The organism is Pseudomonas silensiensis (assembly GCF_050434865.1).
GTDB lineage: Bacteria > Pseudomonadota > Gammaproteobacteria > Pseudomonadales > Pseudomonadaceae > Aquipseudomonas > Aquipseudomonas fluorescens_W.
The window spans coordinates 1-25,032 of sequence record NZ_JBNDJH010000018.1; the positions used below are offsets into that span (position 1 = coordinate 1).

The following is a 25,032-nucleotide window of genomic DNA, read 5'->3' on the forward strand; positions in this document are numbered from 1 at the left end:
CCGCAGGCGTCGTAGCCATAACGCAAGGTGCCCCAGCCTTGGTGTTCGCTGATCAGGCGGTCCTGCTGGTCGTACTCGAATTCCAGCGGGTGATCTTGACCGTCATCGACGCTGACCAACCGGCCGAGGCTGTCGTAGCGGTACTCCACCTTGATGCCGTCGGGCAGGGTTTTGACCAGCAACCGTCCGGCCGAGTCCCGTTGATACGCCGTTACCAACCGCGAACCGTCGTCGCCGAACTCGATTTTCTCCAGCAACTGGCCGTTGAGGTCGTAGGCGTACGCCGTGCGTTGGCCGTCGAATCCGGTTTCCTGTCGGATCAAGCCATTGGGCGTGTAGTCCAGGAGATATTTTTCACCGGATTCGTTTTCGATCTCGGTGAGCAACAGCTGGGCGTTGTCGTAGCGGTACTTCAGCTGGGTGCCGTCGGCATTGATCCGGCGGCTGACCAGGTGCAGGTCGTCGAGGTATTCGTAGCGGGTGACGCGGCCCTGCTCATCGCGTTCGGCGGTGATCTTGCCGTAGGCGTTGTAGCTGAAGGCGCGGCTGGCGCCGGTAGGCAAAGTCGTCTGGATCAGTCGGCCGACGGCATCCCATTGGTACTGGGTAACGGCACCGTGTTCGTCCTGACGGGTAATCTGCCGCCCCAGCGCGTCATAGGAAAACCGCCGCACACCACCATCCGGCAGCGTTTCCTCAACCAACTGCCCCAAGCCATTCCAGACGAACATCTGCCGGCTGGTGTCCGGGTAACGGATCGACAGCCGCTGGCCTTTTTCGTCGTAATGGTAGTGGGTGACATGACCGTCAGGATCGGTCGCTTCGGTGATGTCACCCTGGGCGTTGCGCTGGTATTTCCACACCGCTTTGCCGCGAAACCGTGCGTGCAGGAAACCGTTGCGATATTCGTAGGCCGTCGGCTCGTCTTCCGGCGGAATCAGCGCAACCAATCGTCCGATTTCGTCGTAACGGTATTCGGTGACGGCGCCGAGCGGATCCTGCTCGGCAATCAGCCGACCATTGTCGTCGTAGGCCTTGAGGTGTTCGCCACCGTCCAACTCGACCTTGCGCACCAGCCGTGCGCGGTCGTCGTGCTCATAAATCTCTTCGCTACCGTCGGCGTTTTTAACCAGCACACTGCCGTTGTCATCCCAGACATAACGCGTGTCCATCTGCGAAAAAGTCGCCCAATGCCGCACGCACCGGGCAGCCTTGCCGGACCTTTCCCACTCCCAGTAGAAACTCGCCCCACCGGCCAGTTGCCGCTGCAGAATCACGTGCTGATCGTCGTAGTCGTAGCGTTCGCTTTCGCCGGCGGCATTGGTGGCTTCGATCAAGCGATGACGAGCGTCATAGCGGTAGGCAACCAGTGTGTGCTCGGTACGCCACGCGTCTTCCAGGGTGTCGGCCGGATGAAAACGCTGGTACTCGACGGCGACCAGATGCCGGCGCTCATAGCGCAATAGAAGGGAGCGCCCTGCGCCGTTATCGAGGCGCTTGATCCTGTCAGAAGAGTCCCGCTGCACTGTCAGCCGATTGCCGTAGGCATCACTGATGGCCGTCAGACGTCCTGCACGAAAGTGGAAAAACCGCGCTTTTTCGCCAGCCAGTGCGAGGATCAGTTCTTCCGGCTCGTCACCTAGATAAATCTCTGCCCGTGACAGGCTGTTGTGAATTGCCGGGCGCTCGATATTCGGTAGCGGAAAGGTCGTACGACGGTTTTCGTGGTCGATCCAGATGACCGTATCGCCGTCGATGTCCAGCCGATGGGATAACGAATGGCTCCAGCCAAAACCTAAACCGTTGTCGATCTCGGCCGCACTGGTGCGATAGAGCCGGGTGAAGTCAAACGGCAAAATCCCGTCCAGCGCACCATCGGTCAGGGTCAGCAGTTCTTCGCCCGTGACCATCGATACCGGACAGCCGTTGGTACAGGTCAACGGTCCGCAATCGGCGCTGTCGCCGTTGGGGTTTTTCGCCTGGTCCGGGGCAACGTCGCGATGTTCCTGCCGGCCAATCCGGGTCATGGCTTCAGACTTGTCGCGAGCAATGGCCACCGGATTCTTCACCAACAAGGCCGGCGCAACACCCGCGTTAATTTGCAACGACACGGCGGGAGCAGGTTTGATCGGTGCATTCCGGGCATTGACCATCAGCGGTTTGAGCGCGCCAGCGTGGGCTGTCAGGTCGGACTTGGCGGTGAGCTCCGCCAATCGCAAACTGGCGGCCGCCAGCCATTGCCGGGTCTGCGGGGACTTGATCCTGGACAGCACCTTCTCACTCAGACGCAATTTCAGTCCCGCAGGACTGGTAAGGCACATGAGCAGGAAACTGATCAATATCTCCGTACGAATTTCCGCCACGACCTCGGCGATGTACTGCGGCGGCAGCATCCTCAGCCAACTGGTGAACGCCGCGAGATGAATGAACATCAACGGCTCGTCGCTCAGCATCAGCAACACCTTGGCAATGGAATCCGCCGAGGCGTTCAGCAGCGTTTCAAGCTCGGTTTGGGTCAGGTATTCAAGGAGTTTTTCGCTGTTGGCCTGCAGGTCCGCGATCAGGGCGTAAATCTGTTTGACGTCATCCCACAAACCGTTCAGCGAATTCTCGAAGCCGCGCCAATCTGCCTGCTGCAACATGCCGTAGCGCTTGGTGAAACCGGCCTGGGAGAACCCGGCCCACGCTGGTTCGAACTCGGTCGTCCACTCGTTGCGCAACCAGCGTTCCAGCTCGCCGATGACGCCTTGATAGGAGGCGTAAAGTGCTTTGACGTGATCAGCGGATACATCGGGAAAGAAGGTGATGCGATAGTGCTGGCCGCGCGGGCAATCGGGGATTTCCAGGATGCCGCTGGGGCCGATCTCGTGGTGGATCGGTTCGCCAAACGTCTGCTCACCCGCCACCTCGGAAAGCAAAGGTTCAAGCATCACCGGCGTATTGCCGATCGGTACGAAACGCGCAGCCTCAAACAGATGCACCAGGGTCAACGGACCGCTGGCCGGGCACGCGGCGACTGTCGCACTGACAGGCGTAGTCGAGTTCTTCGGCGCGCTTAGACGGACTTCGTTGCCGACCCTGAACACTTGCTCGATATCCAGTGCCCTGCCGGTCCAGAAGCTTTCCGCCCAGGTGTCGTAGTCATTGAGGCAGAGCCGAAAGTCATCGAGCAGCGCTTCGACATTCGGCTGGTCAGGGTCCATGGCGGCGACCACCAGCAGCCCGATGGTGTTGTTCAAGGCCAGGAGGTTGTCAGGTATGAACATTCGCAGTCCCTCGCGCGGATCAATTCAGAGCGCGAGACTTTGCGTGGGATCGGCGGGGAAAGAAGTCGGGAAAGTAAGTGTTTGGTGTAGGGGAAATCGCTAAATGACGGAGAGCACTTCGGCGCAGGTTTTAGTGCTGATCAGGCGTTGCCCGTTGCCCTATGCCCGTCGCGCTCGCTATGCTGCTGAATCCTTTAATCGATCGCGGAACCGGCCGTACCTGAGCCGCCTCTGGGATGTCATTAGAAAACGGATCAGATGCGATGAATGCACCGCTGAATGAATTCGGCCCGATCAAGGCCGTGATATTCGATATGGACGGCTTGTTGCTGGACACCGAGGGCATTTACACCGAAGTTACGTCCATGATTGCTGCGCGTTACGGTCGGGTCTTCGACTGGAGCATCAAACAGAACATCATCGGCCGTGGCGCGGGTGATCTGGCGCGTTATGTGGTCGAGGCGCTGGACCTGCCGATCACCGCCGAAGAGTTCCTGGTGATCCGCGAACCGCTGATGCGCGAGCGTTTTCCTACAGCGCTGGCGATGCCTGGCGCACAGGAGCTGGTTCGGCATCTGAAGGCCAACAACATTCCGATCGCGGTGGGCACCAGTTCTTCGCGTCAGTCGTTTGGCCAGAAAACCACCTTGCACCGCGACTGGTTCGCGCTGTTCGATTTCATTGTGACGGCCGATGATCCGGAAGTCGGTGCGGCCAAACCGGCGCCAGACATTTTCCTCACGGCCGCGCGGCGCCTGGGTGTTGCGCCTGAGGATTGCCTGGTGTTCGAGGATTCGCCGTTCGGTGTTACGGCGGCGAAAGCGGCGGGGATGACCGCGATTGCGATCCCGGATGCGGCGATGGCTGACGAAAAGTACGCACACGCTGATGGCATTCTTCGTACGCTGACGGCGTTCAGACCGAGCGCCTTCGGCCTGCCGGCGCTTGAATGGGCTTAAAGCCGCGTACATGAAAACGCCGGCAACCTGATCAGGGTTGCCGGCGTTTTTTTATGCGTGATTCAGAACATCAGGCGCCGAAACCACCGTCGATGGTCAGGCTGGCACCGGTGATGTAGCCGGCTTCGGGACCGACGAGGTAGGCGACGAAGCTGGCGATTTCTTCCGCTTTGCCGTAACGGCCCACTGCCATCAACGGGATCAGGCTTTCGGCGAAGTCACCGCTGGCCGGGTTCATGTCAGTGTCGACCGGGCCCGGTTGCACGTTGTTGATGGTGATGCCGCGCGGGCCGAGGTCGCGAGCCAGGCCTTTGGTCAGGCCGACCAGCGCCGATTTGCTCATGGCGTACGGGCCACCACCGGCGAAGGGCATGCGGTCGGCGTTGGTGCTGCCGATGTTGATGATGCGACCGCCTTCGGTCATGTGTTTGGCGGCGGCCTGGGTGGCGATGAATACGCTGCGCACGTTGATCGCGAGGGTCTGGTCGAAGTCTTCGAGTTTGAAGTCCTCCAGCGGTGCAACGGCCAGCACACCTGCGTTGTTGACCAGAATGTCCAAACGACCAAAGGCTTTTACGGTGGCGGTCACGGCGTTGCGGATGGCTTCGGCATCGGCGCTGTCGGCCTTGATCGCGAGGGCTTTGCCGCCGTTTCCGGTGATGCTGTTTTGCAATTCTTCGGCTTTGGCCGTGGAGCTGACGTAGGTGAAGGCGACTGTCGCGCCTTCAGCGGCCAGGCGTTTGACAATGGCGGCGCCGATACCGCGGGATCCGCCTTGAATCAAAGCCACTTTGCCGCTGAGGTTTTGAGTAGTCATATCGATCTCCAAAATCCCGAGGCGAGATGCCTCGGTTGATGGAGCCTAGTATCGATTCAGGATTACCGGCTGTGTAGACGGTAATTGCGATAGTCTGTGTAAACCAAAAGTTTATAGTGGCGCTTATGGAAACCTTCAGTAGTATCGAATGCTTCGTGCGCAGTGCTGAGGTCGGCAGCTTCGCCGAAGCCGCGCGCCGCCTGAGTCTGACCCCGGCGGCGGTGGGCAAGAGTGTCGCCAAACTTGAGGCGCGGCTGGGTGTACGGCTGTTTCAGCGCAGCACCCGCAGCCTGACGCTGACGGAGGCCGGTCAGCTGTTTCTCGGCGAAGTCAGTTCCAGCCTGCACACCATTCAGAATGCCGTGGCCAATCTGGCCAGTGCCGAAGGACGACCGGCAGGAACGCTGAAGGTCAGCATGGGCACGGTGTTCGGGCGGTTGTATGTCGTGCCGTTGCTTGGGGAGTTTCTGCGGCGCTTTCCGGCGATCAACCCGGACTGGCATTTCGATAATCGTCAGGTTGATCTGATTGCTCAGGGTTTCGATGCGGCGATTGGTGGAGGATTCGAGCTGCCGCAAGGGGTGGTGGCGCGCAAGCTGACACCGGCCCATCGAGTGTTGGTGGCGTCAGCCGAGTATCTGGCGGGGCGTGAGGCGATTGTCGAGCCGGATGATCTGAAGTATCACGACGGCATCCTGATTCGATCGCCGCAGACGGGGCGTGTGCGCTCCTGGCAATTGACCAGTCGCACCCAGCAACACAACCCGCTGACGCTCAAGGCGCGGATGACCATGAGTGATTCGGAGGCGGCCTGCGCCACGGCCGCCCAAGGGTTGGGCATTGCGCTGGTGAGCATGCCGTTCGCCGTGGGCTATCTGGAGGCCGGGACCTTGCAGCGGGTGCTGCCGGACTGGTATGTCGACGATGGCAACATTTCGATCTATTACGCGGAGCATAAACTGCTGCCCGGCAAGACCCGGGCGTTTGTGGATTTCATCATTGAGCAGTTTGCGGAGCAGGGGTTGGGGCAGCGGTTTAGTGCTCTTTGAGTTGGCTTGCCCGCGATGGGGGCGACGCGGTCTACCGCCCGAACCGCCCCGGCCAGCCAATAATTTTCTTCGGCCGCGGCGTCGCATAAGTTCGCACCTTGGACGTCGACAACCCCAATCGCACCAATGACTCGGCAATCGTCACCGCCGCCGTCACACCATCCACCACTGGCACGCCTGTGCGCCGGCGAATCTGTTCATCCAGCCCGGCCATGCCGCCGCAGCCCAGGCAAATCACCTCGGCCTTGTCTTCAAGCACGGCCAATTCCGCCTGGCGAATAATTGCCTCCAGCGCACGCTCAGGATCGGATTCCAGTTCCAGCACCGCCAAACCACTGGCCCGCACCGACGCGCAACGGTCCCAGAGTCCGGACAGTTTGAGGCGATCCTCGATCAGTGGCACGGTGCGGTCCAGCGTAGTGACCACCGAGTAAGCATGGCCGAGGAACATGGCGGTGCTGGCCGCCGCATCGGTGATGTCCACCACCGGCACGTTGAGCAATTCCTGCAAGCCTTCGCGACCGTGTTCGCCGTAACCGGCCTGGATCACGGCATCGAAGGGTTGGTCGTAAGCCATCACCCGGTCCATCACCGCGATAGCGGCCAGATAACTTTCGAAATTGCCTTCGATGGAGTCAGCACCGAAGTAGGGCGTCAGGCCGATGATTTCCGTGCCCGGCGCGGCCACGGATTGAGCCGAACGTGCGATGGCCTGGGTGATGGACTCGGTGGTGTTGACGTTGACCACGAGAATTCGCATGGGAAGTCCTTATAACGGGTGGTTCTGCGGCCCGACGGTGCCGGGCCGCCAAGGGATTAATGGCTGACGTTATCGACGGCGATGGCTTCACCGCTGACGTCTGCGTAATGAGGCTGCCGCTTGGCGATGATCAGGTAGAGCATCCCGGCAATCCCGGCACCAATCAGCCAGGAGAAGGGCGATACGCTGTCGAAACCCGGTACCAGCGCCAGGACGATGGCGATCAGGGCGGCAGGAATGAACGCCGCGACGGCGCGTAAATTGACTCCGCGGCTGTAGTAATAAGCGCCGTTGGGGTCTTCGCTGTACAACTGCGGCACGTTGACCTGACCTTTTCGTACGAGCCAGTAGTCGACCATGATCACGCCGTACAACGGGCCGAGCAGGGCGCCGAGGCCGGACAGGAAATACACGATCACCAGCGGGCTGTTGTAGAGGTTCCACGGCAGGATCAGCACTGCGATGGTCGCGCTGATCAGTCCGGCGCGGCGGAAGGTCAGGTATTTGGGCGCCAGGTTGCTCAGCACGAAGGCGGGGGCGACGAAGTTGGCCATGATGTTCACCGCCACAGTGACGATCAGGAAGGCCAGGCAGCCGAGCACCAGAAAGAAGGTGTTGGGAATCGACGCGATGATTTCCGTCGGGCTTTCGATGATCCGTCCATTGATCTGAAATTGCGCGCCGCAGAGCAGGACGGTAATGCTGGCGAACACCAGAATATTCACCGGCAGGCCCCAGAAATTGCCGACCTTGATGGTCTTGCGGCACGGCGAAGAACGGGCGAAGTCGCAGAAGTTGAGGATCAGCGTGCCGTAGATCGACAGCCACAAGGCACCGCCGGCAAAGATGTTGCGCCACATCTCGCCGCCGGTCAGCGGCTCGCGGATCGACCAGGCGATGGTCGCGTTGGCCTGAAAGTACATCCACGCGGCGAGGGCGGCGACGGTCAGCAGAATCACTGGCCCGGCGAACGCCTCGTAGCGCCGCACCATCTCCATGCCATAGGCGAGGATCGCCAGTTGCACGAACCAGATCGCTACGAAACACACCCAGCCCAGGCTCGATAGACCGAGGATCGAGTTGTGGTCGTAGTCAGCGAAACCTGGATGCACCGCTGTCAGCAATACGCGAAAGACCACCGAGGCCAGGTAGGTCTGAATTCCGAACCAGGCGATGGCGATAACGGCGCGGATCAATGCAGGAATCTGCGCCCCGTGAATGCCGAAACTGATCCGGCTGATGACAGGAAACGGCACGCCGGTCTTTTGTCCCATGTAACCGGAGAGGTTCATGAAGCAGTACACCAACGCCGCACCGATCCCCAGGGACAGCAGGATTTGCCAGCCGCCCAGTCCGAGCGCATACAGCCCGATGGCGAATGAGTAATTGGCGATGTTGTGAACGTCGTTGGTCCACAGGGCGAAGATGCTGTAGCGGCCCCAGCGTCGACCTTCGGCCTTCGTCGGCGCCAGGTCCTTGTTGTGCAGGCGAGGGCTGAGTACGACGGGTTCTTGAAACGTTTGATCGTGAGGGGCTGAAGTGGGTGGGAAGGAGGGCAGATCCAGCGCGATGTTGTTATTGGAGAGGCTAGTACGCATTCCGGCAGGCTCCGAGCTTGGCGTCGCGATGACTGTGCATGAGCGTTGGCTCGACAAATCTTCGTCGCGGGCAGTCAGCATCATTGGTTACGGGGCATCTGCAGCCTGTACGGGATAGGGCGCTTCAGGCTTGCGGATCTAAAGTGTGTGTATGTTTTGATATGATTGTATACAAAACATGTATGCACTTAAGCCAGATCCATGCCAGTCAGCGATCTATGAATTCTGCCGCTAATTTCGTTTTGTTATCTATTCGCGGTAAGTGACTGAAAAAAAGGCGATATAAATTGACTGTTTGAACAGCTATTTATTTTTCAGCGGGATTTGCCGGAAACGTCGACTGAGGAAGTCAGGGCGAGGGGGTGTAACTTTTTGGGGCGCTGAAATGAAAAGTGCACACACAAATGGCACCTATGGTGACATTCGTGTGTACACATTTTTCGAGGCGGTTTTTAAGCCTTGGATTTGCTGATGATGTTGCCTGCATGCAGGCCGCATTCTTTCTGCGTCGCTTCTTCCCACCACCAACGACCTTCGCGCTCGTGCTGGTTCGGCAACACCGGGCGGGTGCAGGGTTCGCAGCCGATGCTGATGAACCCGCGCTCATGCAGGCTGTTGTACGGCAGCTCCAGCATGCGGATGTAACCCCAGACCTCTTCACTGGTCATTTGTGCCAGCGGGTTGAATTTGTACAGGGTGCGTTCCGGGGTGGAGAACGCGGTGTCGATTTCCAGCACCGCGACGGCGCTACGAGTGCCAGGGCTCTGATCCCGACGTTGGCCGGTGGCCCAGGCTTTCACACCGGAGAGTTTGCGACGCAGCGGCTCGATCTTGCGGATGCCGCAGCATTCGCCATGGCCGTCCTTGTAGAAACTGAACAGGCCCTTTTCCTTCACGAAAGGTTCGAGCTTGGTGTAGTCCGGCGACACCAGTTCGATGTCGATCTTGTAGTGGTCGCGCACCTGATCGATGAAGCGGTAGGTCTCGGGGTGCAAACGGCCAGTGTCGAGGCTGAACACTTTGACGTTCTTGTTCAGCTTCCAGGCCATGTCCACCAGCACCACGTCTTCGGCGCCGCTGAAAGATATCCACAGGTCATCGCCAAACTCGGCGAACGCGAGTTTCAGGATGTCCTGGGCGGATTTGTTGGCATAGGTCGTGGCGAGTTCCACGACGTCGAACGTTGGGCTCATCAGGGCGGCTTCCTACAGGTCGGTGGCGCTGGGCGCTCTATATGGTCCTGATGGTAACAAAAACCTACGGCGGCTGGCGCGCCCTATGCGTTGCACCGGTCAGCCTGAGTCGCTAGAGTTCGGCAGTCTTTTGGCTCGCTCGACTCAATAATCAATACAAATGGGAGTGTCTTGTGGAAATTGCCTGTCTGGATCTTGAAGGTGTACTGGTCCCGGAAATCTGGATCGCCTTCGCCGAAAAAACCGGGATTGAATCCCTGAGGGCTACCACCCGGGACATCCCCGACTACGACGTGCTGATGAAGCAGCGCCTGCGGATTCTCGACGAGCACGGCTTGAAACTCACGGACATCCAGGAAGTGATCGCCACGCTCAAGCCGCTGGACGGTGCCATCGAGTTCGTCAACTGGCTGCGTGAACGCTTTCAGGTGGTGATTCTGTCGGACACGTTCTACGAGTTCTCCCAGCCGTTGATGCGTCAATTGGGCTTCCCAACCTTGCTTTGCCATCGTCTGATTACTGACGACTCCGGGCGGGTGACGAGCTATCAATTGCGTCAGAAAGATCCCAAACGCCAGTCGGTTTTGGCCTTCAAGAGCCTTTACTACCGGGTGATCGCGGCGGGGGATTCCTACAACGACACCACGATGCTGGGCGAGGCGGATGCGGGGATTCTGTTCCATGCGCCGGACAATGTGATTCGCGAGTTCCCTCAGTTCCCGGCGGTGCATACGTTTGAGGATTTGAAGCAGGAGTTCATCAAGGCTTCGAATCGTGCCTTGAGCCTGTAACCCAATTTTGTGGCGAGGGAGCAAGCTCCCTCGCCACAAAAGCTAGAGGTTTTGCAGGGTATCGAGCAGTACTTTTACCTTGGTAATCGATTCCTGATACTCGGCCTGCCACTCGGAATCCGCGACGATCCCGCCACCGCCCCAGCAACACACCTGCCCATCCTTGACCAGCAAACTGCGAATGGCGATCGAACTGTCCATCTCGCCGCGCACGTCCAGATAGAGCAAAGACCCGCAGTACAACCCACGACGCGTCGGCTCCAGTTCGTCGATAATCTGCATCGCGCGAATTTTCGGTGCACCGGTAATCGAGCCGCCAGGGAAGCTGCCGGCGATCAGGTCCAGCGCGTCCCGGTCATCCGCCAGTTCTCCGGTCACGCTGCTGACCAGGTGATGCACATTCGGGTAGCTTTCCAGGCTGAACAACTCCGGCACCCGCACCGAACCGATTCGACAAGTGCGGCCGAGGTCATTGCGCAGCAAGTCGACGATCATCAGGTTTTCCGCGCGGTCCTTGGGGCTGGCCAGCAGTTCGGCGGCGTTTGCCGCATCTTCGGCAGCGGTCAGTCCGCGAGGGCGGGTGCCTTTGATCGGGCGGGTTTCCACATGGCGTTCGCTGACTTTGACGAAACGTTCTGGCGACAGGCTCAACACCGCGCCGCCGTCGGGCAGGCTCTGAAAACCGGAAAACGGCGTCGGGCAAGCCGCCCGTAGCGCGCAATACGCGGCCCATGGATCGCCCTGGCACTGAGCACGGAAACGCTGCGCGAAATTGACCTGATAGCAGTCGCCGGCCTGGATGTAATTCTGAATGCGTTCTAACGCGTGGCGATACTCGTCAGCGCTCAGGTCGGCCTTCATCGGGGCTTTCAACGTGAAAGGCTCGACTGCTTCAGCCGTAGGCTCACTGAATAACGCGATCAGACGCTGACGTTCGCTGTCGATCAGCGACGGGTGGAAGACCAACTGACTTGTACTCAGTTGGTGATCGCTGATCAGCGCCCAGTCATACAGCCCGAAACGTGCGTCGGGCAATTGCAGATCGTCTTGCGCCTGACTGGGCAGGTTTTCCAGATGCCGACCGAAGTCGTAGCTCAGGTAACCGATCAGGCCGCCAGCGAAGGGCAAGTCGCAAGGAACAGCCGCTTCACCGAGTCGTGTCAGATTGTCGCGAAGGCGTTGCAGGAAATCGCTGCCACTTTCGTCAGGCAATACCGCTAATTGCTCCAGCGGCCAGGCACTGAGCAGGTCATAACGTCCACGCTCGGCACTCGGCCGGCCACTGTCGAGCAGCACGGCACCAGGGGCATGACGAATCGCCGCGAAGTACTCGGCGGGGTTGGCGCGATAGGGGAGCGGGTGTACGGAACAGGTCAACATGGGCGGGGCAGATCAGCCATCGAGGCGGGGGTGGCGATTGTAGTCTCCTCGGGGAATTGCTCCTAGAGGGGATGTCGGGGATTGGTAGATTCGGAGCGGCTGGCGAGAGACCTGTGGCGAGGGAGCTTGCTCCCGCTCGGCTGCGAAGCAGTCGTTAACCGGCAGAAGCAATATGCCTGATACACCCGAGGCGAATGTTTTGGGGTTGCTTCGCAACCCAGCGGGAGCAAGCTCCCTCGCCACAACAGGGTCAGCCTTCGACGGCCGGAATATGCCCAAACATCTCCTGCACAAATTCCACTCGCTCGCGCACCGTTTCGGTGACCCCACGAGCCTTCAACTCTTCCAGCCGCGCTTCAACCGCATGGGTGCGCAACGTCAGCCCGCAATCATTGGCAATCTGAATGTTCAGCCCAGGCCGGGCATTGAGCTCAAGAATCAGCGGCCCTTTCTCCTGGTCCAGCACCATGTCGACACCGATGTAACCCAGCCCGCACAGCTCATAGCAGCCGGCGGCAAGTTTCATGAAGCCGTCCCAGTAGGGCAGTTGCACGCCATCCACTGCGTTGGTGGTATCGGGGTGTTTGGTGATGATGTTGTTCAGCCAGGTGCCGCGCAACGTCTGCCCGGTCGCGAGGTCGACACCGACGCCGATGGCGCCCTGGTGCAGGTTGGCCTTGCCGCCGGACTGGCGCGTCGGCAAGCGCAGCATGGCCATCACCGGGTAACCCATCAGCACGATGATGCGGATGTCCGGCACGCCTTCATAGCTGATGCTTTTGAAAATCTGGTCCGGGATCACCCGGTATTCGATCAGCGCGCGGTCGCGGTGCCCGCCCAGGGAATACAGGCCGGTGAGGATGCTCGAGATATGGTGCTCGAGTTCCTCATGGTCGAGGATCTTGCCGGACACTGTGCGATAGCGCCCCTCGAACCGGTCGGCCACCACAATGATGCCGTCACCACCGGCGCCCTGGGCCGGTTTGATCACGAAATCGTTGCGCCCGCCGATGATCTCGTCGAGGTCGTCGATTTCCTTCTCGGTGGAGATCACGCCATACAGTTCCGGCACATGAATACCGGCGGCGATGGCGCGTTCCTTGGTGATGATCTTGTCATCGACAATCGGGTACAGACTGCGCTTGTTGTACTTGAGCACGTAGTCCGCGTTACGCCGATTGATCCCCATGATGCCCCGGGCTTCCAGGGCCTTCCAGGTCTTCCAGAAGCCGAACATCAGGCGTCAGCCTTCTTCAGGAAAGCCTTGAAACGCACCAGTTCGGTCAGGCGGTAGCCGCGATAACGACCCATGGCCAGCATGAAGCCCACCAGAATCAGCAGGATCGCCGGGAAGGTGAACACGAAGTAAATCAGCTCTGGCACGGTCATGATCAGGTGCGCCAGCGACGCAGCGAACAGCGTACCGATCGCCACTTTCATGGCATGGCCGGAACCGCGTTCTTCCCAGGTAATCGACAGGCGCTCGATGGTCATCGTCAGAATCACCATCGGGAACAGCGCCACCGACAACCCGCGTTCCAGGCCGAGTTTATGGCTGAACAGACTGATTGCCGCGATCAGCACCACCACGAAAGTCAGTACCACCGACAGCCTCGGCAGCATTTGCAGCTTCAAGTGTTCAAGGTAGGAGCGCAGCGACAGGCCCAACGCCGTGATGATCGTAAACAGCACGATGCCGAAGCCGAGCTGGGTTTCCCTGAAGGCGAGGGCGATCAGCACCGGAGTAAAGGTGCCGAGGGTTTGAATGCCGATCAGGTTGCGCAGGATCAAAATCACCAGCACGCCGATCGGGATCATCACCATGATCATGAAGGTCTGCTGGGTTTGCAGCGGCAGGCCGTACAGCGAGTATTCGAGGAAGTTGGCGTCGGTGTTTTCGTCGGTCAGCTTGGCCAGGCGAATCGCGTTCATTTCGCTGTTGTTCAGGCTGAAGGTCACGTTGGCTTTCTTGCCGCCATCGACGGTGATCAGGTTTTCGTCGCCGGTCCACCACAGCAGGCGGTCGGTCGGCAGGCCTTGTTCACCGGTTTCCGGGTTGAAGTACAGCCAGTCGGTGCCGTTGAAACTGCGCAGCCACAGTTCCGGCGTTTGCGGTTGGTCGGCCACCAGACGAATGGTGTGGACCTTTTCTACCGGTACGTGGGCGATGGACAGCACCAATTCGACGATTTTCGCCTTGTGCCCGGGGGACGGATCGCCGCCCAGCAACAGCTTCACATTGTCGTCGTTGAGATTGTTGACACGCTTGATGGCTTCGCCGATGAAGGTTTCAACGTCGGCCGAGTGCTGGCGGATCGGTGCGAGCAAGGCTTCGGCGGCGACTTTTTCCGCGCCTTCGACGGCGATGCTGTCGCGGAAGGTCGGGCCTTTGACCTTGGATTTTTCACCGGTGTAGCGCTTGGTCAGCACCAGGCGGTAATACAGCGTTTGATTGCCCTTGGCCCGACGTGCCGACCAGGTGACTTTGCGGTTGCCGTCGGCACGGTTCACGGCCACGCCGTAGTTATTGGAAATGAAGCTCTCGTTGAGGCTGACGTAATCGCGGCTCAGCGGCGGCACGAACATCTGGATCTTGACCGGGTCCTTGGTACTGGCGACGAACTCGACTTTGGCGTCGATGTTCCACAAGTCGTCGGTAGCGTCTTCGGTCACGGGGATGCCGAGCACGAAGATCTGATAGGCCGTGACTGAAATACCCAGCACCACCAGGATGGCGATCAGGAATTTCAGGTGAAGGGTAAGAGAGCGCATTGGAATTACTCTGCGGTATGAGCGTCGGTGGCGCAGGCGGGTTTGCCAGCAGCGTATTTAAGACTGGGGTCGACCAGCGCATCGAAGCGTTTCAGCGCTTCGGAGCCGATCAGGAGCGGGTATTGGAAGGCGCTGCGGTCGGTCAAGTTCACTTCGATACTGCGTAAAGCCGAACCCATGCAGATATTCAGCTCGATCACCGGACGGGCGGTGTACTTCTTGCCTTCCTCCGGGTCGTAATCGCCGGCCCGGCGCTTGATTTTGCTGACGCGGGCCAGTGGTCGTTCGATCGGGTGCGAGTGCGCAGCGTCGATCGCCAGATAAAAGCGCACCCAGGATTCGCCATTGCGCTTGAAACGTTTGATGTCACGGGCACTCAAGGACGCGGTTTTCGCCCCGGTGTCGAGTTTGGCGGCGACTTCCAGGTCGATGCCGTCCAGGGAGGCGTACTCGTTGAGGCCGTAAACAGTCTTTTCCCCCGCCGCCGCGAAACCGGGCAGGCAAAGAAGATAAAGGAAGGTGGGGAAGGGCTTGAGTCTCATAAATCCTGGTGCGCAGCGGTCCGTACTTCGATTCAAGGCCCTGGCATCGCTGCGCAAGCTCCCTCGTATGCCTATCAACTGTTTATGACAAGCAGTGCAGATGTCACAAACAAATGCGGCCGGCATTCTAGCACGGTGGTTTTATGGCGCCAGCGCCGGGAGGCGGCTATAAACAGAGGGGATGCGTCGTTCTGGTGCAGTCGGTTATTAGACGATTGTCGACAATACCTATTTATCCTTTGACTAAAAGGTCTGTATTCGCTAGTTTTTGCGGCATCAGCTTTCAAGGTGTCGACAATATGCTGGATCAACTCGATCCCCCGGTCATTGCCCAAGACGATTCAGAGACTCTGTCCGAGAACGTCTTCCGGCGCATTCAGGCGGCCATCGTCAAGGGCGAGATCGCCCCGGGCAGCAAGATCTCCGAGCCGGAACTGGCGCGCACCTATGGCATCAGCCGCGGGCCGCTGCGTGAGGCGATCCACCGTCTGGAAGGCCAGCGCCTGCTGGTTCGCGTACCGCACGTCGGGGCGCGGGTGGTTTCGTTGAGCCATGCCGAGCTGCTGGAACTCTACGAAATCCGCGAATCCCTCGAAGGCATGGCCTGCCGTCTGGCGGCCGAGCGCATGACGCTCGAAGAAATCGACGAACTGCGCCGGGTCCTCGAAACCCATGAGCGCGATGCGGCGTTTCAGGCCGGTGTCGGCTACTACCAGCAGGAAGGCGATTTCGACTTCCATTACCGAATCATCCAGGGCAGCGGCAACCGCACCCTGACGCAGATGCTCTGCGGCGAGCTCTATCAACTGGTGCGCATGTACCGCATCCAGTTTTCCACCACGCCCAATCGCCCGCGTCAGGCCTTTGCCGAGCACCACCGAATTCTCGACGCCATCGCCGACCGTGACGGTGAGCTAGCCGAGTTGTTGATGCGCCGCCACATCGGCGCCTCCAAACGCAATATCGCCCGTCACTACCAGGACGGCACACACCAGACAGCCACTGAACGAGGTGAGTCATGAGTTCCAACAAGAGCACTCCAGGCCAGCGTTTCCGCGATGCGGTCGCCAGCGAACATCCGCTGCAAGTGGTCGGCGCGATCAACGCCAATCACGCGCTGCTGGCCAAGCGCGCCGGTTTCAAGGCGATTTATCTGTCGGGTGGCGGGGTGGCTGCCGGCTCCCTCGGCGTGCCGGACCTGGGCATCACCGGCCTGGATGACGTGCTGACCGACGTGCGCCGCATCACTGACGTCTGCGACCTGCCGTTGCTGGTGGACGTGGACACCGGTTTCGGTTCCTCGGCGTTCAACGTCGCACGTACCGTCAAGTCGATGATCAAGTTCGGCGCGGCGGCGATTCACATCGAAGACCAGGTCGGCGCCAAGCGCTGCGGTCACCGCCCTAATAAAGAGATCGTGTCCCTGCAGGAAATGGTCGATCGCATCAAGGCTGCTGTTGATGCGCGCACCGATGACAGCTTCGTGATCATGGCCCGTACCGACGCCCTCGCGGTGGAAGGTCTGGAATCCGCTTTGGATCGCGCCGCGGCGTGCATCGAGGCTGGCGCCGACATGATTTTCCCGGAAGCCATCACCGAACTGGACATGTACAAGCTGTTCGCCAACCGCGTGAAAGCGCCGATCCTGGCCAACATCACCGAATTTGGCGCGACCCCGCTGTACACCACCGAGCAGCTCGCCGCCGCTGATGTGTCGCTGGTGCTGTACCCATTGTCCGCGTTCCGCGCGATGAACAAAGCCGCAGAAAACGTCTACACCGCGATCCGCCGCGACGGCACGCAACAGAACGTCATCGACACCATGCAGACCCGCATGGAGCTTTACGATCGCATCGACTACCACACCTTCGAGCAGAAGCTCGATGCGTTGTTTGCCGCGAAGAAGTAACGAGGATTATGTAGCAGCTGCCGAGCAGCGCGAGGCTGCGTTCGAGGCCGAAGGACTCGCCAAGCCAGGCGATCGCGTAAGCAGGTTTTACGACTGCTGCGCAGCCGGACGCAGCCTCGCGCTGCTCGACAGCTGCTACGAGCGGACAAGCTGCTACGAAATCAAGATAACCGTGTAGAAATTGCAGATTCCCTAACAAATTCAAGATTGGAGACAGCAATGGCCGAAGCAAAAGTACTCAGTGGCGCCGGGCTCCGTGGCCAGGTTGCCGGGCAAACCGCACTGTCCACCGTGGGCCAGTCGGGCGCAGGCCTGACCTATCGTGGCTACGACGTTCGCGAACTGGCGGCTGACGCTCAATTCGAAGAAGTGGCCTACCTGCTGCTTTACGGCGAATTGCCGACCAAAGCGCAACTCGACGGCTACATCAGCAAGCTGAGCAAGCTGCGTGACCTGCCGCAAGCGCTCAAGGAAGTACTGGAACGCATCCCCGCCGACGCCCACCCGATGGACGTGATGCGCACCGGTTGCTCGTTCCTGGGCAACATCGAACCGGAGAAAGACTTCTCGGAACAACACGACGTGACCGACCGCCTGCTGGCCGCGTTCCCGGCGATCATGTGCTACTGGTATCGCTTCAGCCATGACGGCAAGCGCATCAGTTGCGTGAGCGACGAACAGTCCATCGGCGGCCACTTCCTGCACTTGCTGCACGACAAGAAGCCGAGCGAGTTGCACGTCAAAGTGATGAACGTTTCGCTGATCCTCTACGCGGAGCACGAATTCAACGCTTCGACCTTCACCGCACGGGTGTGTGCTTCGACCTTGTCGGACATGTTCTCCTGCATCACCGCCGCCATCGGTTCGCTGCGCGGTCCGCTGCACGGCGGTGCCAACGAAGCGGCGATGGAAATGATCGAGCGCTTCAGCTCGCCGGAAGAGGCGATCAAAGGCACCCTCGGCATGCTCGAGCGCAAGGACAAGATCATGGGCTTCGGCCACGCGATCTATAAGGACAACGATCCGCGCAACGAGGTGATCAAGGGCTGGTCGAAAAAACTCGCTGACGAAGTGGGCGACACTGTGTTGTTCCCGGTCTCCGAAGCCATCGACAAGACCATGTGGGAGCAGAAAAAACTGTTCCCGAACGCCGACTTCTACCATGCGTCGACGTACCACTTCATGGGCATTCCGACCAAGTTGTTCACACCGATTTTCGTCTGCTCGCGCCTGACCGGCTGGGCGGCGCACGTGTTCGAACAACGTGCCAACAACCGCATCATCCGCCCGAGCGCCGAGTACGTCGGCGTCGAACAGCGCAAGTTCGTGCCAATCGAACAACGCTGAATGGTGGGCTGCTCTGATCTCGGAGACCACCACTAAACTCTGTAGGAGTGAGCCTGCTCGCGATTGCGTCCAGTCAGCCGCCGAAAATATTGGATGACACACCGCGATCGCGAGCAGGCTCACTCCTACAAAGGGACGGTGTGAACCTCAAGGTCGACGCAGCGCCCATCAATTGTAATCACCGTGACCGAGTCCTGACCCGATGAACACAGAATTCCGCAAAAACCTGCCCGGCAGCCATCTGGATTACTTCGACGTCCGTGCGGCTGTCGAAGCCATCCAGCCCGGCGCCTACGACACTCTGCCGTACACCTCCCGCGTGCTGGCGGAAAACCTGGTGCGTCGCTGCGACCCGGCCACGCTCACCGAATCCCTGAAGCAGTTTATCGAGCGCAAACGCGACCTCGACTTCCCATGGTTCCCGGCCCGCGTGGTGTGCCACGACATTCTCGGCCAGACCGCACTGGTTGACCTCGCCGGCCTGCGTGACGCCATCGCCCTGCAAGGTGGCGACCCGGCGCAAGTGAACCCGGTGGTGCCGACGCAATTGATCGTCGACCACTCCCTGGCCGTCGAGCGCGGTGGCTTCGATCCAGAGGCGTTCGAGAAGAACCGCGCCATCGAAGACCGTCGCAACGAAGACCGTTTCCACTTCATCAACTGGACCAAGAAGGCGTTCAAGAACGTCGACGTGATTCCACCGGGCAACGGGATCATGCACCAGATCAACCTGGAGAAAATGTCTCCGGTGATCCAGGTGCGCGATGGTGTTGCCTTCCCTGATACCTGCGTCGGCACCGACAGCCACACCCCGCACGTCGATGCACTGGGCGTGATCGCCATCGGTGTTGGCGGCCTGGAAGCTGAAAGCGTGATGCTCGGCCGCGCATCGTGGATGCGTCTGCCGGAAAGCGTCGGCGTTGAACTGACCGGCAAGCTGCAACCGGGCATCACCGCCACCGACATGGTGCTGGCACTGACCGAGTTTCTGCGTCAGCAAAAAGTGGTCGGCGCATGGCTGGAATTCTTCGGTGAAGGCGCCTCCGCGCTGACTCTCGGCGACCGCGCAACCATCTCCAACATGGCCCCGGAATACGGCGCCACCGCCGCGATGTTCTACATCGACCAGCAGACCATCGACTACCTGAAACTCACCGGTCGCGAAGACGAGCAGGTGCAGTTGGTCGAGAGCTACGCCAAGACCACAGGCCTGTGGGCTGACAGCCTGAAAGGCGCGCAATACGAGCGCGGGTTGACCTTCAACCTGTCCTCGGTGGTGCGCAACATGGCCGGCCCGAGCAACCCGCACGCCCGCGTCGCGACTTCCGATCTCGCCGCCCAAGGCATCTCCGGCCAGTGGGACGACGTTCCAGGCCAGATGCCGGATGGCGCGGTGATCATCGCCGCCATCACCAGTTGCACCAACACCAGCAACCCGCGCAACGTCATCGCCGCCGGTCTGCTGGCGCGCAATGCCAACAAGCTCGGATTGACCCGCAAGCCGTGGGTCAAATCGTCCCTGGCGCCGGGTTCGAAAACCGTGGCGCTGTACCTGGACGAAGCCGGCCTGACCACCGAACTGGAGCAACTCGGCTTCGGCGTCGTGGCCTTCGCTTGCACCACGTGCAACGGCATGTCCGGCGCGTTGGACCCGGTGATCCAGCAAGAGATCATCGACCGCGACCTGTACGCCACTGCCGTGCTGTCCGGTAACCGCAACTTCGACGGGCGGATTCACCCGTACGCCAAGAACGCGTTCCTCGCTTCGCCGCCATTGGTCGTGGCTTACGCCATCGCCGGGACCATCCGTTTCGACATCGAAAAAGATGTGTTGGGTGTGGTCGACGGCAAGGAAATCCGCCTGAAAGACATCTGGCCGAGCGACGAAGAAATCGACGCAGTGGTCAAGGCATCGGTTAAGCCGGAGCAGTTCCGTCAGGTCTACATTCCGATGTTCGCCATCCACGAAGACACCGGTCCGAAAGTGACGCCGCTGTACGACTGGCGCGAGATGAGCACCTACATCCGCCGTCCGCCGTACTGGGAAGGCGCGCTGGCCGGGGCTCGTCCGCTCAAGGGCATGCGCCCGCTGGCCGTGCTGCCGGACAACATCACCACCGATCACCTGTCGCCGTCGAACGCGATCATGCTGGACAGCGCCGCCGGCGAATACCTGGCGAAAATGGGCCTGCCGGAAGAGGACTTCAACTCTTACGCAACGCACCGCGGTGACCACCTGACCGCGCAACGCGCCACCTTCGCCAACCCGAAACTGTTCAATGAAATGGTTCAGGAAAACGGCAAGGTCAAACAGGGTTCGCTGGCTCGCGTCGAGCCGGAAGGCAAAGTGATGCGCATGTGGGAAGCCATCGAAACCTACATGGAACGCAAGCAGCCGCTGATCATCATCGCCGGCGCCGACTACGGTCAGGGCTCGTCCCGCGACTGGGCAGCCAAAGGCGTGCGTCTGGCCGGTGTGGAAGCGATTGCGGCCGAAGGCTTCGAGCGCATTCACCGCACTAACCTGGTGGGCATGGGCGTGTTGCCGCTGGAATTCAAGCCGGGCACCGACCGCAAGACATTGGGCATCGAAGGCAGCGAAACCTACGACGTGATCGGCGAGCGCACCCCGCGTGCCGAGCTGACGTTGGTGATCAACCGCAAGAACGGCGAACGCGTCGAAGTGCCGGTGACCTGCCGCCTCGACACCGCCGAAGAAGTGTCGATCTACGAGGCCGGCGGCGTGTTGCAACGCTTCGCTCAGGACTTCCTCGAAGAGTCGGCGGTTGCCGTTTAACACGATGAGTTCGGGCGGGGCCATGCGGTCCCGCTCGATCCTAAAAGGAACATCATGGCTCACGCACCTCAAATTAGAATCCCCGCCACCTACATGCGCGGCGGCACCAGCAAAGGCGTGTTCTTCAGCCTGAAAGACCTGCCCGAAGCGGCACAGGTTCCAGGCCCGGCGCGCGATGCCTTGTTGCTGCGCGTGATCGGCAGCCCCGACCCGTACGACAAGCAAATCGACGGCATGGGCGGCGCGACTTCCAGCACCAGCAAAACCGTGATCCTGTCGAAAAGCGTCAAGGCCGATCACGACGTCGATTACCTGTTCGGTCAGGTGTCCATCGACAAGCCTTTCGTCGACTGGAGCGGCAACTGCGGCAACCTGTCGGCGGCGGTCGGTTCGTTCGCCATCAGCAACGGTCTGGTGGACGCCAGTCGCATCCCGCACAACGGCGTTGCCGTGGTTCGCGTGTGGCAGGCCAACATCGGCAAGACCATCATCGCCCACGTGCCGATCACCAATGGTGAAGTGCAGGAAACCGGCGATTTCGAACTCGACGGCGTGACCTTTCCGGCCGCTGAAGTGCAGGTCGAATTCATGGACCCGGCGGCAGAAGAAGAGGGCGGCGGTGGTTCGATGTTCCCTACCGGCAACCTGGTGGATGACCTCGAAGTACCCGGCGTCGGAACCCTCAAGGCGACCATGATCAATGCCGGTATTCCGACGATTTTCGTCAATGCCGAAGACATCGGTTACACCGGCACCGAGCTGCAAGGCGCGATCAACAGTGATCCGAAAGCGCTGCTGATGTTTGAAACCATTCGGGCTTACGGCGCATTGCGCATGGGCCTGATCAAGGATCTGGACGAAGCGGCCAAGCGTCAGCACACGCCTAAGGTTGCCTTTGTGGCCAAGCCTGCGGATTACGTTGCTTCGAGTGGCAAAGCGATTGCGGCGGGCGATGTCGATCTGTTGGTACGCGCATTGTCGATGGGCAAATTGCACCACGCGATGATGGGCACGGCGGCGGTGGCGATCGGTACGGCAGCGGCGATTTCCGGCACGTTGGTGAATCTCGCAGCGGGCGGTATCGAACGCAATGCCGTGCGCTTTGGGCATCCGTCCGGCACCTTGCGCGTGGGAGCTGAAGCCAGCCAGGTCAACGGTGAGTGGACTGTGAACAAAGCCATCATGAGCCGCAGTGCGCGGGTGTTGATGGAAGGGTTTGTCCGTATTCCCGGCGATTCTTTCTGAAGAAACACAAAACCCTGTAGGAGCGAGCCTGCTCGCGATGGCGGCATGACTGGCAACAAAGATGTTGAATGTTATGGCCTCATCGCGAGCAGGCTCGCTCCTACAGTGGATCGCATTTCAACAATAAGAAAATGTTGTCACCGACTGAGATTTATCTGAACCGAGGTCCCATCAACGAACCACTTCAAGAGTGAATCGAACATGAGCACCAACGTCGACCAGAACAACCGCCCCGACTACGACACGGTCCTGCAGGACATTGCCGACTACGTCCTCAACTTCAAGATCCAATCCGCCGAAGCCCTCGACACCGCCCGCAACTGTCTGATGGACACGTTGGGCTGTGGCCTGCTGGCCCTGCGCTTCCCCGAATGCACCAAACACCTCGGCCCCATGGTGGAAGGCACCGTCGTCCCGTTCGGCGCCCGCGTCCCCGGCACCAGTTATCGGCTCGACCCGGTCAAGGCGGCGTGGGACATCGGTTGCATCGTCCGCTGGCTTGACTACAACGACACCTGGCTCGCGGCCGAGTGGGGCCATCCGTCCGATAACCTTGGCGGCATTCTCGCGGTGGCCGATCATCTGTCGCAAAAGCGCCTGGCCAATGGCGATGCGCCGCTGACCGTTCGCGTGGTACTTGAAGCCATGATCATGGCCCATGAGATTCAGGGTGTGATCGCGCTGGAAAACTCCTTCAATCGCGTAGGCCTGGATCACGTCATTCTGGTGAAAGTCGCCTCGACGGCCGTCACCGCCAAGCTGATGGGCGCCAATCGCGAGCAGTTGCTGTCGGCGTTGTCTCACGCCTTCGCCGACGGTCAGGCGCTGCGCACTTACCGTCATGCGCCGAATGCCGGATCGCGTAAATCCTGGGCCGCAGGCGATGCGTCCAGCCGTGGCGTGCGTCTGGCGGACATCGCGATGCGCGGCGAAATGGGCATCCCCGGCGTACTGACCGCCAAACAATGGGGCTTCTACGACGTGCTGTTCAGCCACACCAACAACGACCTGGCGCTCAAGCCCGAAGACAAACGCGCTTTCAGCTTCTCCCGCCCGTACGGCAGCTACGTGATGGAAAACGTGCTGTTCAAAATCAGCTTCCCGGCCGAGTTCCACGCGCAAACGGCCTGTGAAGCGGCGGTGACTCTGCACCCGCAAGTCAGAAATCGCCTGCATGAAATCGACAAAATCGTCATCACCACCCACGAATCGGCGATCCGCATCATCTCCAAGGTCGGCCCGCTGGCCAACGCTGCGGACCGTGACCATTGCATCCAGTACATGACCGCCGTGCCGCTGGCGTTCGGCAATCTGGTGGCCGAGCAGTACGAGGACGACTTCCACGCGGCGCATCCGATCATCGACGTGCTGCGCGAAAAAATGGTCATCGTCGAAGACCCACGCTATACCCGCGAATACCTGGAGGCTGATAAGCGCTCCATCGCCAATGCGATACAGGTGTTCTTCAAGGACGGCTCCAGCACCGAGAACGTGTTGGTGGAATACCCGATCGGCCATCGCCGTCGTCGCACCGACGGCATTCCATTGCTGGAAGACAAGTTCAAGGCCAACCTGGCGACCCGCTTCAACGCCCAGCGCAGCGCTGAGATCTTTGCGTTGTGCAAGGATCAGGCTGCGCTTGAGGCGACACCGGTGAACCGGTTTGTGGATTTGTTTGTGATCTGACCGTCGCCTAGGGGTTTGCTTTTTTGCCGATGAGCCACTTTTCCACAGGCAATTTGGTGATCGCAAACCCCGTCAGCAAAATCGCCGAGTACATCATCAGTTCCCGGGACAAGGTTTGCCCCTCGTACCAGGCGCCGATAATCAACGCGAACACCGGAAAAATGATGAACACAAACGACAGAATGATCGGGCTCAGTCGCTTGAGCAGCAGGAAGTAAACGGTAAACCCGCCCACCGACGCCACCAGCCCCAGATAGAGCAGGGCGCTCCATGAGCGCGCGGTGATGGCATCGAACACCGGTGCTTCGACATTCAATCCGGCGACAAACAGCATCAGCCCGGCAATGCCAATCGGCAGCGTGTTGTAGGTAATCACGCTGATCGCCGTACCGTGTTTTTTCGTCACCACGTAACACAGCGCATGCATCACCGCGGTGCAGAGGATCGCCAACACCCCGAACAATTCGGCAGGGTCCAGATGCAACCCTTGGCTGCGGATAATCATGAACAGGCTGCCGAAACCGATGGCGATGCCCAGCACTTGCGAGGGGTAGATTTTCTCCCGCAGAAACAGCGCGGAAAACAGCAGGATGAACACCGGCATGCAGCTGAACAGCAGCGCCGTCAATCCGGACGAAACGTGCATCTCGCCGTAGTTGAGCAAGTAGTACGGCAGGCTGAAATACGTCAACGTGACGAAGACAAAGAACCAGCGACTTTCTCTGGGAAACAGCAGCGGTTCACGACGGATCAGGGCGAAGCCAAGAAAGAGCGGGAAGGCGATGAGGAACCGCAGGCCGGCGGCGGTCAGCGGCGGCACGCTTTCAACGGCAATCTTGATCCCGAGCCACGTGGTGCCCCAACTCAGGCACACGATCAGGAACAGCGCGCTGGTAACCAGGGCGGCCAGCCAGGGTTTGG

At 60.0% G+C, this 25,032-nt stretch carries 19 protein-coding genes; 9 read left to right on the forward strand and 10 right to left on the reverse strand.

All coding sequences use genetic code 11. The features are described from left to right. Positions 1-3,266: DUF6531 domain-containing protein (locus QF010_RS23160; protein WP_429534025.1), on the reverse strand; the 3,266-nt coding region annotated here is incomplete at its 3' end. A gap of 263 nt (positions 3,267-3,529) precedes the next feature. Between QF010_RS23160 and QF010_RS23165 the strand changes: the two genes are divergently transcribed. Further along, complete coding sequence (locus tag QF010_RS23165) at positions 3,530-4,225, forward strand: HAD-IA family hydrolase (RefSeq protein ID WP_429512505.1); 696 nt, start codon at positions 3,530-3,532, stop codon at positions 4,223-4,225. A gap of 70 nt (positions 4,226-4,295) precedes the next feature. Here QF010_RS23165 and QF010_RS23170 read toward each other — a convergent pair whose 3' ends face one another. Beyond that, positions 4,296-5,042, reverse strand: coding sequence for a 3-oxoacyl-ACP reductase family protein (locus QF010_RS23170; protein WP_008146002.1), 747 nt, complete (start codon positions 5,040-5,042; stop codon positions 4,296-4,298). 125 nt (positions 5,043-5,167) lie between these two features. Here QF010_RS23170 and QF010_RS23175 point away from each other — a divergent pair, with 125 nt between their 5' ends. Beyond that, positions 5,168-6,091: a LysR family transcriptional regulator gene (locus tag QF010_RS23175; protein ID WP_429534026.1), complete on the forward strand. Its 924-nt coding sequence runs from the start codon at positions 5,168-5,170 to the stop codon at positions 6,089-6,091. A 31-nt stretch (positions 6,092-6,122) separates the two neighbouring features. Here the strand turns inward: QF010_RS23175 and QF010_RS23180 are convergent, their stop codons facing one another. The 3 genes from QF010_RS23180 to QF010_RS23190 form a co-directional block, all read right to left on the reverse strand. Continuing rightward, on the reverse strand, positions 6,123-6,851 hold the full coding sequence (locus QF010_RS23180; protein ID WP_033055712.1) for an aspartate/glutamate racemase family protein: 729 nt from the start codon (positions 6,849-6,851) through the stop codon (positions 6,123-6,125). A gap of 56 nt (positions 6,852-6,907) precedes the next feature. Then, positions 6,908-8,449 (reverse strand): NCS1 family nucleobase:cation symporter-1, encoded by a 1,542-nt coding sequence (locus QF010_RS23185; protein WP_429534027.1) that lies wholly within the window; start codon positions 8,447-8,449, stop codon positions 6,908-6,910. 452 nt (positions 8,450-8,901) lie between these two features. Further along, complete coding sequence (locus QF010_RS23190) at positions 8,902-9,642, reverse strand: phosphoadenylyl-sulfate reductase (protein ID WP_429534028.1); 741 nt, start codon at positions 9,640-9,642, stop codon at positions 8,902-8,904. A 173-nt stretch (positions 9,643-9,815) separates the two neighbouring features. On the opposite strand from QF010_RS23190, the gene thrH reads away from it, so the two are divergent. After that, positions 9,816-10,433, forward strand: a complete 618-nt coding sequence (gene thrH / locus QF010_RS23195; RefSeq protein WP_033055708.1) for a bifunctional phosphoserine phosphatase/homoserine phosphotransferase ThrH — start codon at positions 9,816-9,818, stop codon at positions 10,431-10,433. A gap of 42 nt (positions 10,434-10,475) precedes the next feature. Here the strand turns inward: thrH and pabB are convergent, their stop codons facing one another. The 4 genes from pabB to rloA all read right to left on the reverse strand — a co-directional run bounded on the left by pabB (position 10,476) and on the right by rloA (position 15,127). Continuing rightward, on the reverse strand, positions 10,476-11,813 hold the full coding sequence (pabB, locus tag QF010_RS23200; protein WP_429534029.1) for an aminodeoxychorismate synthase component I: 1,338 nt from the start codon (positions 11,811-11,813) through the stop codon (positions 10,476-10,478). A gap of 250 nt (positions 11,814-12,063) precedes the next feature. Beyond that, entirely contained in the window at positions 12,064-13,050 is a 987-nt protein-coding gene (locus QF010_RS23205) for an alpha-L-glutamate ligase-like protein (protein ID WP_033055705.1), read from the reverse strand. Next, positions 13,050-14,585 (reverse strand): osmotic stress tolerance membrane protein RloB, encoded by a 1,536-nt coding sequence (gene rloB, locus QF010_RS23210; protein WP_033055704.1) that lies wholly within the window; start codon positions 14,583-14,585, stop codon positions 13,050-13,052. Before rloB ends, QF010_RS23205 begins: the two co-directional genes overlap by 1 nt. A gap of 5 nt (positions 14,586-14,590) precedes the next feature. After that, positions 14,591-15,127 (reverse strand): retropepsin-like aspartic peptidase RloA, encoded by a 537-nt coding sequence (gene rloA, locus QF010_RS23215; protein ID WP_008146333.1) that lies wholly within the window; start codon positions 15,125-15,127, stop codon positions 14,591-14,593. A 302-nt stretch (positions 15,128-15,429) separates the two neighbouring features. On the opposite strand from rloA, the gene QF010_RS23220 reads away from it, so the two are divergent. The 6 genes from QF010_RS23220 to prpD all read left to right on the forward strand — a co-directional run bounded on the left by QF010_RS23220 (position 15,430) and on the right by prpD (position 24,111). Beyond that, positions 15,430-16,149, forward strand: coding sequence for a GntR family transcriptional regulator (locus QF010_RS23220; RefSeq protein WP_176471555.1), 720 nt, complete (start codon positions 15,430-15,432; stop codon positions 16,147-16,149). Beyond that, the gene (gene prpB / locus QF010_RS23225) at positions 16,146-17,036 is read left to right on the forward strand and encodes a methylisocitrate lyase (RefSeq protein ID WP_010456549.1); all 891 of its coding nucleotides are present in this window, start codon (positions 16,146-16,148) and stop codon (positions 17,034-17,036) included. The genes QF010_RS23220 and prpB overlap by 4 nt, the downstream gene beginning before the upstream one ends. Positions 17,037-17,255: 219 nt before the next feature. After that, a complete protein-coding gene (gene prpC, locus QF010_RS23230) occupies positions 17,256-18,383 on the forward strand; it encodes a bifunctional 2-methylcitrate synthase/citrate synthase (protein WP_033055701.1) in 1,128 nt (375 codons plus the stop codon). Between the two features lie 202 nt (positions 18,384-18,585). Beyond that, positions 18,586-21,180 (forward strand): Fe/S-dependent 2-methylisocitrate dehydratase AcnD, encoded by a 2,595-nt coding sequence (gene acnD, locus QF010_RS23235; protein WP_429534030.1) that lies wholly within the window; start codon positions 18,586-18,588, stop codon positions 21,178-21,180. A gap of 54 nt (positions 21,181-21,234) precedes the next feature. Then, on the forward strand, positions 21,235-22,425 hold the full coding sequence (gene prpF, locus QF010_RS23240; protein ID WP_429534031.1) for a 2-methylaconitate cis-trans isomerase PrpF: 1,191 nt from the start codon (positions 21,235-21,237) through the stop codon (positions 22,423-22,425). 201 nt (positions 22,426-22,626) lie between these two features. Continuing rightward, the gene (gene prpD, locus QF010_RS23245; RefSeq protein ID WP_033055696.1) at positions 22,627-24,111 is read left to right on the forward strand and encodes a 2-methylcitrate dehydratase; all 1,485 of its coding nucleotides are present in this window, start codon (positions 22,627-22,629) and stop codon (positions 24,109-24,111) included. Between the two features lie 7 nt (positions 24,112-24,118). On the opposite strand, the gene QF010_RS23250 is transcribed toward prpD, so the two are convergent. Next, entirely contained in the window at positions 24,119-25,021 is a 903-nt protein-coding gene (locus tag QF010_RS23250) for a DMT family transporter (protein ID WP_429534065.1), read from the reverse strand. Between the last annotated feature and the right edge of the window lie 11 nt (positions 25,022-25,032).

Bases quoted from the DNA above. Each gene is read 5' to 3' on its own strand.
- QF010_RS23185 (WP_429534027.1), bottom strand. From the start codon at position 8,449: ATGCGTACTAGCCTCTCCAATAACAACATCGCGCTGGATCTGCCCTCC.
- QF010_RS23165 (WP_429512505.1), top strand. From the start codon at position 3,530: ATGAATGCACCGCTGAATGAATTCGGCCCGATCAAGGCCGTGATATTC.
- prpC (WP_033055701.1), top strand. From the start codon at position 17,256: ATGGCCGAAGCAAAAGTACTCAGTGGCGCCGGGCTCCGTGGCCAGGTT.
- pabB (WP_429534029.1), bottom strand. From the start codon at position 11,813: ATGTTGACCTGTTCCGTACACCCGCTCCCCTATCGCGCCAACCCCGCC.
- QF010_RS23205 (WP_033055705.1), bottom strand. From the start codon at position 13,050: ATGTTCGGCTTCTGGAAGACCTGGAAGGCCCTGGAAGCCCGGGGCATC.
- QF010_RS23175 (WP_429534026.1), top strand. From the start codon at position 5,168: ATGGAAACCTTCAGTAGTATCGAATGCTTCGTGCGCAGTGCTGAGGTC.
- rloB (WP_033055704.1), bottom strand. From the start codon at position 14,585: ATGCGCTCTCTTACCCTTCACCTGAAATTCCTGATCGCCATCCTGGTG.
- QF010_RS23190 (WP_429534028.1), bottom strand. From the start codon at position 9,642: ATGAGCCCAACGTTCGACGTCGTGGAACTCGCCACGACCTATGCCAAC.
- prpD (WP_033055696.1), top strand. From the start codon at position 22,627: ATGAGCACCAACGTCGACCAGAACAACCGCCCCGACTACGACACGGTC.
- rloA (WP_008146333.1), bottom strand. From the start codon at position 15,127: ATGAGACTCAAGCCCTTCCCCACCTTCCTTTATCTTCTTTGCCTGCCC.
- prpB (WP_010456549.1), top strand. From the start codon at position 16,146: ATGAGTTCCAACAAGAGCACTCCAGGCCAGCGTTTCCGCGATGCGGTC.
- acnD (WP_429534030.1), top strand. From the start codon at position 18,586: ATGAACACAGAATTCCGCAAAAACCTGCCCGGCAGCCATCTGGATTAC.
- QF010_RS23180 (WP_033055712.1), bottom strand. From the start codon at position 6,851: ATGCGAATTCTCGTGGTCAACGTCAACACCACCGAGTCCATCACCCAG.
- QF010_RS23170 (WP_008146002.1), bottom strand. From the start codon at position 5,042: ATGACTACTCAAAACCTCAGCGGCAAAGTGGCTTTGATTCAAGGCGGA.
- prpF (WP_429534031.1), top strand. From the start codon at position 21,235: ATGGCTCACGCACCTCAAATTAGAATCCCCGCCACCTACATGCGCGGC.